This is a genomic window from Scandinavium sp. (genome assembly GCF_036271055.1).
Taxonomy (GTDB): domain Bacteria; phylum Pseudomonadota; class Gammaproteobacteria; order Enterobacterales; family Enterobacteriaceae; genus Scandinavium.
In genome coordinates, this window is the sequence record NZ_DATBBJ010000084.1 from 1 (window position 1) to 10,978 (window position 10,978).

A 10,978-nucleotide genomic window follows, 5' to 3' on the forward strand; every position below is an offset into this window, starting at 1 on the left:
CAAGACGACCCTGCCTAAAGCGAAAGAGCTGCGTCGCGTAGTTGAGCCGCTGATTACTCTTGCCAAGACTGATAGCGTTGCTAATCGTCGTCTGGCATTCGCCCGTACTCGTGATAACGAGATCGTGGCAAAACTGTTTAACGAATTGGGCCCGCGTTTCGCGAGCCGTGCCGGTGGTTACACTCGCATTCTGAAGTGTGGTTTCCGTGCAGGCGACAATGCGCCGATGGCTTACATCGAGCTGGTTGATCGTTCTGAATCGAAAGCAGAAGTAACTGCAGAGTAATCTGCAGTAATTTGAAAAAACCCGCTTCGGCGGGTTTTTTTATATCCGCCATACCGTCATTTTACTACAATAGCTGTATTCTTTTTGCTCAGGTGGACACACGCTATGTGGTTACTTGATCAGTGGGCCGAACGTCATATTCTCGACGCGCAAAGTAAGGGCGAGTTTGATGATCTGACTGGAAGCGGTGAACCGCTTTCTTTAGACGACGATGTGCATATTCCGCATGAACTCCGGGCAGGCTACCGTTTATTGAAGAATGCTGGCTGTCTCCCGACTGAATTGCAGCAGCGCAAAGAAGCCGTTGAGCTCGCCGATCTCTTAAAAACTATTCGCGAAGATGATCCTCGATTTGCTGAACTTCATCGGCGTCTCACTCTTATTGAACTCAAATTGCGACAGGCAGGACTCAGCACAGATTTTTTACGTGGAGAGTATGCTGTCAAATTGCTGAATAAAATCAGCGAGGAGTCTTAATGTTTCGTATTGGTGAATTAGCAAAGCTTGCTGGGGTAACACCCGACACCATTCGTTATTATGAAAAACAACAGATGATGGATCACGCTGTTCGCACGGAAGGGGGATTCAGACTTTACACTGAAAACGATTTACAGCGTTTACGTTTTATACGGCACGGTAGCCAGTTAGGATTTACACTCGAAGCGATCCGCGAATTGTTGTCGATCCGTATTGATCCTGAACAGCACACCTGTCAGGAGTCTAAAAGTATTGTTCAGGCCAGATTGCGTGAGGTTGAAGCCAGAATCTCACAACTTGAAACCATGCGACGCTCGTTGCAACGTCTAAATGATGCGTGCTGCGGAGCGGAACATAGCAGCGTTTATTGCTCGATTCTGGAAGCGTTAGAGCAAGGTACTGAAACAGATAAAGCAGGTTGTTGATTTATTAACCACCCGGGACTAAAATCCCGCCGTCCTAAACACCAAATTGGAGATGTTATGAGTCGTTATCTGCACACCAAGGGGCAAATTAAAGATAACGCTGTTGAAGCGTTACTTCATGACCCACTTTTTCGGCAACGTATTGAGAAAAGTAAGAAAGGCAAAGGCAGTTTTCAGCGTAAAGGGAAACATGGCGTAAGAGGTAACTGGGAGGCCAGTGGCAAGAAAGTGATGCACTTTTTTACCACTGGCTTTCTGCTTTGCGAGGTTTGATTAAGAACGACTGTTTTGGTCTCTGAGTAGATCGCGAATCTCAGTCAGCAGAATCTCTTCCTTCGTCGGCGCAGGTGCTGCCGTTGCGGGCTCTTCTTTTTTGCGATTCAGCTTATTGATCACTTTGATTGCCATGAAGATGGCAAAGGCTACGAGCACGAAATCAAAAATGTTCTGAATGAAAATACCGTAGTGCATGACAACGGCCGGGACATCACCCTGCGCATCACGTAATGTTACCGCAAACTGTTTGAAGTCGACTCCGCCAATCAACAGCCCAAGCGGTGGCATAATAATATCGGCGACCAATGACGATACAATTTTACCGAATGCCGCACCAATAATAACACCCACCGCCAAATCAACTACGTTCCCGCGCATCGCAAAATCGCGGAACTCTTTAATAATACTCATTTTATTCTCCCTTATGCCAACTGACATTAATAAGTTTAACAAAGATCTAGTCTATTTCCATTACAGAGCAGATTCCAAATGGAATAAATAGACCTTTAATAATAGAAGGTTAATGAAATAAGGCGCCCATTTGAGCGCCCGGAACGATTAGAGGAAGAAGGGACTTGGCTGGAAAAGTCGTTCGACATCGGTAATAAACTTTTTATCCGTCAGGAACATGATGACGTGATCTCCCTGCTCGATGCGCAGATTATCGTTGGCAATCAGGACTTCATTGCCTCGAACGACAGCCCCAATGATTGTGCCCGGCGGCAGTTTGATGTCATCGATAACACGACCAACCACTCGGGATGTACTTTCATCACCGTGAGCGACGGCCTCAATGGCTTCTGCAACGCCACGACGCAGAGATGAAACGCCGACAATATCGGCTTTACGCACGTGGCTTAACAGTGCAGAGATTGTGGCTTGCTGAGGTGAAATCGCAATATCAATCACACTACCCTGAACCAGATCGACATAAGCCCGACGCTGAATAAGCACCATGACTTTTTTGGCTCCCATGCGTTTTGCGAGCATGGCTGACATGATATTGGCTTCGTCATCATTGGTAACGGCGATAAACAGATCAACCTGATCGATATGCTCTTCGGCGAGCAATTCTTGATCCGATGCATCGCCGTAAAACACGATCGTGTTTTGCAGTTTTTCTGCCAGTTCAGCCGCGCGTTGCTGATCGCGCTCGATCAACTTCACGCTGTAATCTTTTTCAAGACGATGTGCCAGGCCGGCGCCAATATTCCCGCCGCCGACAAGCATAATGCGCTTGTAGGGTTTCTCCAGTCGCTGGAGTTCACTCATAACCGCGCGAATATGCTGTGATGCTGCGATAAAGAAGACTTCATCGCCAGCTTCAACGATGGTTGAACCCTGAGGGCGAATAGGTCTGTCATGGCGGAAAATCGCTGCTACACGTGTGTCGATGTGCGGCATATGTTCACGCATCGTTGATAGCGCATTTCCGACCAGGGGGCCGCCGTAATAGGCTTTTACCACCGCCAGACTGACTTTTCCTTCCGCAAAGTTAACGACCTGCAATGCGCCTGGGTACTCAATCAGACGATAGATATTGTCGATGACCAGTTGTTCTGGGGCGATCAGATGATCGATGGGTACTGCTTCAGAATGAAAAAGCTTCTCAGCATCGCGGACGTAGTCAGGTGAACGAATACGGGCGATGCGGTTCGGCGTATTAAACAAGGAATACGCGACCTGGCAGGCAACCATATTCGTTTCGTCGGAACTGGTCACTGCGACCAGCATATCGGCGTCATCTGCACCCGCTTCACGTAAAACACGGGGATGTGAGCCATGGCCCTGCACCACGCGAAGATCGAACTTATCCTGCAGGCTACGTAAACGGTCACCGTTGGTGTCCACCACGGTAATGTCGTTATTTTCGCCGACCAGATTTTCTGCCAGTGTGCCGCCAACTTGCCCTGCACCCAGAATGATAATTTTCATCAGTTGCGATCCGTTAGTTCATCACTGTTTGATTAGCTTAGCGTAATAGAAACCATCGCCTTCTTCTGCCGCTGGCAGATTCTGTACGCCAGGATGTGCCGCATTGCCGGTGTCGTGGAGTTCAGCACTGGGTGTGCGTTTCAGGAACGCAGCAATTTGCTCACTGTTTTCTTCCGGCAGGATGGAACAGGTTGCGTAAACCAATGTGCCGCCTGGCTTGAGATGCATCCAGGTGGCGTCAAGAATTTCAGCCTGTAGCTGTGCCAACTCCGCAATATCGCGATCACGACGCAGCCATTTAATATCCGGATGACGACGAATAACCCCGGTTGCGGAGCAAGGAGCGTCGAGCAGAATGCGATCGAACTGTTGTTCACCACACCACTGCGAAGGGTAGCGACCATCGCCTTGTTTCACTTTGGCCTTCATGTCTAAGCGTTTCAGGTTGTCATAGACGCGTGACAGCCGCTGCTCATCAATATCGACGGCCAGCACATTTGCTTCAGGCGCAACCTCAAGAATATGCGTCGTTTTGCCGCCAGGTGCTGCACACAAATCGAGAATATCTTCCCCGTTTTTTGGGGTCAGATAGTTCATGCAGCCTTGAGCGGAAGCATCCTGTACTGTCACCCAACCCTCTTCAAAACCAGGGAGTGCAAGAACAGGGGCGGGTGTTTCCATACGCACAGCATCGGGATACTGTTCATGCGGGAAGCCGTTCATACCCGCCTCATCCAATAAGGCGAGCCACTCTACACGGCTGTGATGGTTGCGATTTACACGCAACCACATGGGTGGGCGCTGATTGTTGGCTTCAAGGATCGATTTCCACTGCTGTGGATAAGCTGATTTGATGCGTTTGACCAACCAGGCCGGATGCAGGAAACGGTTCTCAGTCGAAGCAAACTCTTCAACCAGGGCTTCCTGATTGCGCTGAAACTGGCGCAGTACGCCGTTAATCAGACCTTTCAGTTGCGGACGTTTGATGGCAACCGCGCCTTCGACCGTTTCAGCCAATGCGGCATGAGGTGGAATACGGGTATGCAGTAGTTGATAAAAACCCACCATAATCAGGTAATGCACAGTACGCTGCTTTCCGGTCATCGGACGTGCCATCAACTTATTGATAAGCCAGTCCAGTTGCGAAAGTGTGCGCAACACGCCAAAGCTCAATTCCTGCAACAATGCTCTGTCTTTATCGGCTACTTTTTGTTGCATGGCTGGCAGGACGTTGCTCAACGACTGACCCTGCTCGAGGACTTGCTCGACGGCAAGCGCTGCCAGACTGCGTAAATTTGTATTTTTTTTCATAAGTATAAAAATGAAAAGGCCCGGCAATACCGGGCTTGAAGTAAGGGGCCGTTAGGCTAAACGGTTACCAGGAATAAACCATTCCCGGCGCGAATTTAAAAGATCCTGAGCACTCATGGCTTTTTTACCTGCGGGTTGTAGCGAAAGCAGGTTCAGGATCCCGTTGCCAGTAGCGACCTGGATGCCATGTTTATTAGCGTCGACAATGGTGCCGGGCAGCGCGTTTGTTTCTGTGTGGATGACGGATGCCTGCCATACTTTTACTGGCTGGCCATCAATTTCCAGCCAGCTCATCGGCCACGGGTTAAATGCCCGGATACAACGTTCGAGTTGTTCAGCTGACAATGACCAGTCTACGCGTGCTTCTTCTTTGCTCAGTTTTTCGGCATGAGTGACAAGCGCTTCATCCTGAACTTCAGGTTTCAACGTGCCGTTGGCTAGCTGCTTCAGTGTTTCAATTAAACCTTGCGGACCGAGTTCTGCCAGTTTGTCATATAGCGAACCACTGGTGTCTTCAGCGGTGATCGGGCAGGAGAGTTTGTGCAGCATATCTCCCGTATCAAGGCCCACATCCATCTGCATGATGGTTACGCCGGTTTCGGCATCGCCCGCCCAAAGTGAACGCTGGATAGGCGCAGCGCCGCGCCAGCGTGGTAGCAGTGAACCGTGAACATTGATACAACCCCGGCGCGGCATATCAAGAACCGCTTTAGGCAAGATCAGTCCGTATGCTACAACAACCATCACATCGGCGTTGAGTTCGGCAACGAGCTGCTGGTTTTCCTGCGGACGAAGTGACGCAGGCTGGAAAACCGGTAGACCTTTTTCTTCCGCAAGCACTTTGACTGGGCTTGGCATCAGCTTTTTACCGCGCCCTGCGGGGCGATCGGGCTGGGTAAAGACACCGACTACCTGATGCCCAGACGACAACAGCGCGTCAAGATGACGCGCTGCAAAGTCAGGAGTACCAGCGAAAATAATGCGAAGTGATTCTGACACGTTAATTCTTATCCTTAAGCACGGGCGTTGAGGCGATCCAGTTTTTCAACTTTCTGGCGAATACGCTGCTGTTTCATTGGCGACAGATAATCAATGAACAGTTTGCCGACCAGATGATCCATCTCGTGTTGAATACAGATTGCCAGCAGGCCATCAGCTTCTAATTCGAACGGTTTACCGTCGCGATTCAGCGCACGGATTTTAACTTTTTCGGCACGCGGAACGAGGGCGCGTTGCTCTGGGATCGACAAACAGCCTTCTTCGATGCCGGTTTCACCGCTTTTTTCCAGCAGTTCTGGGTTGATCAGCACCAGTTGTTCTGCGCGGTCTTCAGATACATCAATAACGATAATACGCTGATGAATATCGACCTGAGTCGCGGCCAGACCAATACCTTCTTCATCGTACATCGTCTCGAACATATCATCGACGATACGCTGAATTTCTGCATTCACTTCTTTAACCGGTTCGGCGACTTTGCGAAGACGCTCGTCCGGAATATGTAACACTTGCAAAACTGACATAATTATCCAGAGTTGTGTTCAGGAGTTGGAAAGATTATTACCTCTATTCTAGACAAAACCCCCTCTGATTGACAGCATCAGTGACCAATCGCAAAGATTGTCGGGACTGCATGTGGCAAGGGGATAAGGATGACACCCACAGAAATTTGGATCCGCCTGATGGCGGTCAATGGGTTATATGGCGACATAGCGAGTTCGCTGGCAAAGCAGCTGATTTGCGCGAGTTCGATTGATGCGGATTGTTTAAAAGACTTTGGGTTTACGCCAAAGCAAATTAACCAGTTTTTTTCACTGTCTTCCCGGGTGCTAGACGGCACCCTCGAGTGGGGGGCGCAACCAGGGCACGCAATTATTCCTGCTGTTCATCCTGACTATCCTCCCGCATTACGTGCCATCGTTGATTATCCCTGCGTATTGTTTGTGTTGGGAGACGTTCGACTACTCACCTCTGAGCAAATCGCTATTGTTGGTAGCCGTCATCACTCGTGGTACGGAGAACGCTGGGGGAGCATTTTCAGCGATGCGCTCGCCAGAAAAGGGGTGACGATAACCAGTGGAATGGCGCTTGGTATTGATGGCGTGGCACATCGCTCGGCGCTGGATGCGTCGGGTAAAACCATTGCGGTACTTGGCAACGGCCTTTTCCACACCTATCCACGACGACATATATCGTTAGCTCATCGAATTGTAGAAGGCGGTGGGGCATTAGTGAGTGAGTTTCCGCTCGCGCAGCCACCCTATCCCGCTAATTTCCCACGACGAAACCGTATAATCAGCGGGCTGAGTCGCGGCGTGTTGGTGGTAGAAGCCGCGATGAAAAGTGGTTCACTTGTAACAGCCAGAACTGCGCTGGAGCAGGGGCGAGAGGTTTATGCCCTGCCTGGGCCGTTGGGGAATCCAGGATCAGAAGGGCCGCACTGGCTGATTCAGCAGGGCGCGATACTCGTGACCGCGGTCGAGGACATTCTGGAAAATTTGCCATATGGGCTACATCCATTGCCAGATGAAGCTGAAAAATCAAATTATTCCCCTGATACAGAGCTCGCAGCATTGCCATTTCCAGAGCTCCTGGCTAACGTAGGAGATGAGGTAACACCTGTTGACGTTGTCGCTGAACGTGCCGGCCAACCTGTGCCAGTGACGGTAGCCCAACTACTCGAACTGGAGTTAGCAGGGTGGATCGCAGCTGTACCCGGCGGCTATGTCCGATTAAGGAGGGCATGCCATGTTCGACGTACTGATGTATTTGTTTGAGACTTACATCCATAACGAGGCAGAAATGCGGGTGGATCAGGACAAGCTGACGCGGGATCTTACCGACGCCGGTTTCGATCGTGAAGATATCTACAACGCACTGCAGTGGTTGGAAAAGCTGGCTGACTATCAGGAAGGGCTCGTGGAGCCGATGCAGCTGGCCTCAGATCCGCTCTCTGTCCGTATTTATACCGCAGATGAGTGCCAACGGCTGGATGCCAGTTGCCGGGGATTTTTACTCTTCCTGGAGCAAATTCAGGTGCTAAACCTCGAAACGCGTGAAATGGTTATCGAACGCGTCATGGCGCTGGATGCCACAGAGTTTGAACTGGAAGATCTGAAATGGGTCATTCTGATGGTGCTGTTTAACATCCCGGGCTGTGAAAATGCCTATCAGCAGATGGAAGAATTACTCTTCGAAGTAAATGAAGGTATGCTGCACTAATTCAATTGCGCAGTGACAAGAGTTGTTATGGCTAAATCAGCACTGTTTTCGGTGCCTAAAAACGAGCCCTGCCCACAATGCGGGGCCGAATTAGTTATCCGAAGCGGTAAACACGGGCCGTTTCTTGGCTGTTCCCATTATCCGGAATGCGATTATGTTCGTCCCCTGAAAAGCCAGGCCGATGGGCATATCGTGAAGGTTCTTGAAGGGCAGTTGTGTCCTGTCTGCGGCGCGGAACTGGTGCTTCGCCAGGGGCGCTTTGGTATGTTTATTGGGTGCAGTCAGTATCCAGCCTGTGAACATACTGAACTTATCGATAAACCTGATAATACTGCCATCGCCTGTCCGCAGTGCCACGAAGGCCATTTGGTTCAGCGCCGTTCCCGCTACGGTAAAACCTTTCATTCCTGCGATCGGTATCCCGGTTGCCAGTTTGCCCTGAACTTCAAACCGATAGTGGGTGAATGCCCCGAATGCCATTACCCACTACTCATCGAAAAGAAAACGGCGCAGGGCGTGAAGTTTTTCTGCGCCAGTAAACAATGTGGAAAGCCGGTATCGGCGGAACAAATCAGTGAACAATAACCTGCACAACGCTATTAGAGCGCTCAATAATAAAGAAGTCATCGCTTATCCTACCGAGGCTGTGTTTGGCGTCGGCTGCGATCCGGACAGTGAAACCGCGGTTATGCGCTTGCTTGCGCTTAAGCAGCGTCCGGTAGAAAAAGGTCTCATCCTGATTGCGGCAAACTTCGAACAGCTCAAGCCGTATATAGATGACAGCATGTTGACGGATATGCAGCGCGAAGCCGTTTTTTCTTGCTGGCCGGGTCCGGTCACGTTCGTCTTTCCCGCTAAGGCTTCAATCCCTCGCTGGTTGACCGGGCGTTTTGACACGCTCGCAGTACGAGTAACTGACCATCCGCTGGTGGTTGAACTCTGCCAGGTCTACGGTAAACCGCTGGTCTCAACGAGTGCCAATCTCACCGGACAAGAACCTTGTCGTACTGTAGATGAAGTGCTTGTGCAGTTTGGCGAGACTTTCCCTGTCGTTAATGGTGAAACCGGCGGGCGATTGAATCCTTCTGAAATCCGTGATGCCCTGACGGGCGAACTTTTCCGCCAGGGGTAACCGTATGGAACAGTATGTCGTTATTGGGAATCCCATCGCTCATAGCAAATCCCCTTTTATCCATCAGCGATTCGCCGAACAACTGAATATTGAGCATCCTTATGGTCGCGTGCTTGTGGCGCTGGATGCTTTCACCGGGACGCTGAATACTTTTATGGCTGAGGGGGGGAAAGGTTGCAATGTGACGGTCCCCTTTAAAGAAGAAGCTTTTTCGCGTGCGGATGAGCTGACTGAGCGAGCAGCGTTGGCTGGTGCGGTTAATACGCTCAAACGTCTTGAGGACGGTCGGCTTCTGGGCGACAACACCGATGGGATCGGCTTGCTGAGCGATCTGGAACGTCTGGCGTTGATCAAACCAGGAGATCGGATCCTGCTTATTGGTGCGGGCGGTGCGGCACGCGGTGTGCTTCTGCCGCTTCTGTCGCTGGATTGCGCGGTGACAGTGACGAACAGAACATTTGCCCGAGCCCAGGAACTGGCGACTCTCTTTGCACATACCGGCAGCATCAATGCTCTGGCAATGGACGCCCTGGAAGGGGAACACTTCGACTTGATCATTAATGCTACATCCAGCGGTATTAATGGGGATATTCCCGCCATTCCCCCTGAGATTATTAACATTAATGTGCGTTGCTACGACATGTTTTATCAGAAGGGCAATACGCCTTTTCTTAACTGGTGTCAGCAGCATGGGGCCAAGCAGTGTGCAGATGGATTGGGTATGCTTGTGGCGCAAGCGGCACATGCGGTACTGCTCTGGCATGGTGTCATGCCAGACATCGCACCGGTAATAGATGAACTCAAAAAGGAACTGGCGCTGTGAATCAAGCAGTCCTGTTTCCTGATAGTGAAAGCTGGGATGACACCTTGCAGTGCATTCGCTTCCCGGCGTTGGTCAGCGGATTTCAGGTGAATTGTGCATTGTCGGCTGAATCACTGGCGCACCGTTTCGGTGGGGATGCGCCAGGGCAGTGGCTGGAAAGCTTTCGTTTGCATCGCTGGGATCTGGAAGAAGAAGCCGAACAGGCGATCCGCGAACAGAAGGACGACGATCAGGGCTGGTTCTGGTTGTCCTGAGCGAGATACTCATCTTTCCACTTCACATAGTTGTTCGCAGAATATGTCAGGCCTTCGCGTTCCGCCTCACTTAAGGGGCGGATTTGTTTGACCGGGCTCCCAAGATAAAGGAAGCCGCTCTCCAGTCGTTTGTTTTGTGGCACCAGGCTGCCAGCACCAATCATCACATCATCTTCTATTACTGCGCCATCCAGCAAAATTGATCCCATCCCGACTAATACCCGGCTGCCTATCGTGCAGCCGTGCAGCATGACTTTGTGCCCCACGGTGACATCTTCCCCGATAAGCAGCGGGTTGCCGTCTGGGTTATAAGAAGACTTATGCGTAACGTGCAAAACGCTACCATCCTGAATATTGGTGCGGGCACCAATCGCGACGGAGTTCACATCACCGCGGATAACAACCAGTGGCCAGATGCCGACGTCATCGGCAAGACGTACATCGCCGATCACCACGCTGGTGGAATCGATCATCACACGAGAAGCAAGGGTGGGTTGTGTCGTTTTATAAGAACGAATATTGGCGGGCATGTTGACCTCTGCGATAAGGGAATCAGTGATTTTCATCCATTATCGGCTTTCTACAAGGCTTTCACACCTCAAAAAACAGTCAGATCGAACGGGATCTCAGCAAAAAGAATGAAAATACAGCGGTCAGAAAAAAGATCGCAAAAAAGGGTTGTGCAAAAAAATGGGATCCCTATAATGCGCCTCCATCGACACGGCAGATGTGAATCACTTCACACAAACAGCCGGTTCGGTTGAAGAGAAAAATCCTGAAAAATAGGGTTGACTCTGAAAGAGGAAAGCGTAATATACGCCACCTCGCAACGGTGAG

General features: G+C 50.6%; 16 protein-coding genes. 10 read left to right on the forward strand and 6 right to left on the reverse strand.

Annotated elements, in window-relative coordinates:
• From rplQ to VH187_RS18745, 4 genes are all read left to right on the forward strand, one after another.
• On the forward strand, positions 1-286 hold a 286-nt coding region (rplQ, locus tag VH187_RS18730; protein WP_329702962.1), incomplete at its 5' end, for a 50S ribosomal protein L17.
• A 105-nt stretch (positions 287-391) separates the two neighbouring features.
• Positions 392-763 (forward strand): DnaJ family domain-containing protein, encoded by a 372-nt coding sequence (locus VH187_RS18735; RefSeq protein WP_329702963.1) that lies wholly within the window; start codon positions 392-394, stop codon positions 761-763.
• Positions 763-1,188 carry a Zn(2+)-responsive transcriptional regulator gene (zntR, locus tag VH187_RS18740; protein WP_329702964.1) on the forward strand — a complete coding sequence of 142 codons (426 nt, stop codon included), beginning with the start codon at positions 763-765 and terminating at the stop codon, positions 1,186-1,188. Before VH187_RS18735 ends, zntR begins: the two co-directional genes overlap by 1 nt.
• A gap of 57 nt (positions 1,189-1,245) precedes the next feature.
• Positions 1,246-1,461 (forward strand): alternative ribosome-rescue factor A, encoded by a 216-nt coding sequence (locus VH187_RS18745; RefSeq protein WP_329702965.1) that lies wholly within the window; start codon positions 1,246-1,248, stop codon positions 1,459-1,461.
• On the opposite strand, the gene mscL is transcribed toward VH187_RS18745, so the two are convergent.
• From mscL to def, 5 genes are all read right to left on the reverse strand, one after another.
• Positions 1,462-1,875 carry a large-conductance mechanosensitive channel protein MscL gene (gene mscL / locus VH187_RS18750; RefSeq protein ID WP_329702966.1) on the reverse strand — a complete coding sequence of 138 codons (414 nt, stop codon included), beginning with the start codon at positions 1,873-1,875 and terminating at the stop codon, positions 1,462-1,464.
• A 147-nt stretch (positions 1,876-2,022) separates the two neighbouring features.
• Positions 2,023-3,399, reverse strand: coding sequence for a Trk system potassium transporter TrkA (gene trkA, locus VH187_RS18755; protein WP_329702967.1), 1,377 nt, complete (start codon positions 3,397-3,399; stop codon positions 2,023-2,025).
• 21 nt (positions 3,400-3,420) lie between these two features.
• Positions 3,421-4,710, reverse strand: coding sequence for a 16S rRNA (cytosine(967)-C(5))-methyltransferase RsmB (rsmB, locus tag VH187_RS18760; protein ID WP_329702968.1), 1,290 nt, complete (start codon positions 4,708-4,710; stop codon positions 3,421-3,423).
• Between the two features lie 51 nt (positions 4,711-4,761).
• Positions 4,762-5,709 (reverse strand): methionyl-tRNA formyltransferase, encoded by a 948-nt coding sequence (gene fmt, locus VH187_RS18765; protein ID WP_329702969.1) that lies wholly within the window; start codon positions 5,707-5,709, stop codon positions 4,762-4,764.
• 14 nt (positions 5,710-5,723) lie between these two features.
• Positions 5,724-6,233, reverse strand: a complete 510-nt coding sequence (def, locus tag VH187_RS18770) for a peptide deformylase (protein ID WP_329702970.1) — start codon at positions 6,231-6,233, stop codon at positions 5,724-5,726.
• A gap of 129 nt (positions 6,234-6,362) precedes the next feature.
• Between def and dprA the strand changes: the two genes are divergently transcribed.
• Genes dprA through VH187_RS18800 form a run of 6 tightly spaced genes read left to right on the forward strand, consistent with a single transcriptional unit; the run spans position 6,363 to position 10,141 of the window.
• Positions 6,363-7,487, forward strand: coding sequence for a DNA-protecting protein DprA (dprA, locus tag VH187_RS18775; protein ID WP_329702971.1), 1,125 nt, complete (start codon positions 6,363-6,365; stop codon positions 7,485-7,487).
• Positions 7,459-7,932, forward strand: coding sequence for a DUF494 family protein Smg (gene smg, locus VH187_RS18780; RefSeq protein ID WP_329702972.1), 474 nt, complete (start codon positions 7,459-7,461; stop codon positions 7,930-7,932). The genes dprA and smg overlap by 29 nt, the downstream gene beginning before the upstream one ends.
• 27 nt (positions 7,933-7,959) lie before the next feature.
• Positions 7,960-8,517 (forward strand): DNA topoisomerase family protein, encoded by a 558-nt coding sequence (locus VH187_RS18785; RefSeq protein ID WP_329702973.1) that lies wholly within the window; start codon positions 7,960-7,962, stop codon positions 8,515-8,517.
• On the forward strand, positions 8,507-9,064 hold the full coding sequence (tsaC, locus tag VH187_RS18790; RefSeq protein WP_329702974.1) for an L-threonylcarbamoyladenylate synthase type 1 TsaC: 558 nt from the start codon (positions 8,507-8,509) through the stop codon (positions 9,062-9,064). The genes VH187_RS18785 and tsaC overlap by 11 nt, the downstream gene beginning before the upstream one ends.
• Before the next feature lie 4 nt (positions 9,065-9,068).
• Positions 9,069-9,887, forward strand: a complete 819-nt coding sequence (gene aroE / locus VH187_RS18795; protein WP_329702975.1) for a shikimate dehydrogenase — start codon at positions 9,069-9,071, stop codon at positions 9,885-9,887.
• Complete coding sequence (locus VH187_RS18800; protein ID WP_329702976.1) at positions 9,884-10,141, forward strand: DUF1488 family protein; 258 nt, start codon at positions 9,884-9,886, stop codon at positions 10,139-10,141. The genes aroE and VH187_RS18800 overlap by 4 nt, the downstream gene beginning before the upstream one ends.
• Here the strand turns inward: VH187_RS18800 and VH187_RS18805 are convergent.
• The gene (locus VH187_RS18805) at positions 10,117-10,671 is read right to left on the reverse strand and encodes a gamma carbonic anhydrase family protein (RefSeq protein WP_329702977.1); all 555 of its coding nucleotides are present in this window, start codon (positions 10,669-10,671) and stop codon (positions 10,117-10,119) included. The two genes, VH187_RS18800 and VH187_RS18805, sit on opposite strands and share 25 nt — an antisense overlap.
• Positions 10,672-10,978 lie beyond the last annotated feature (307 nt).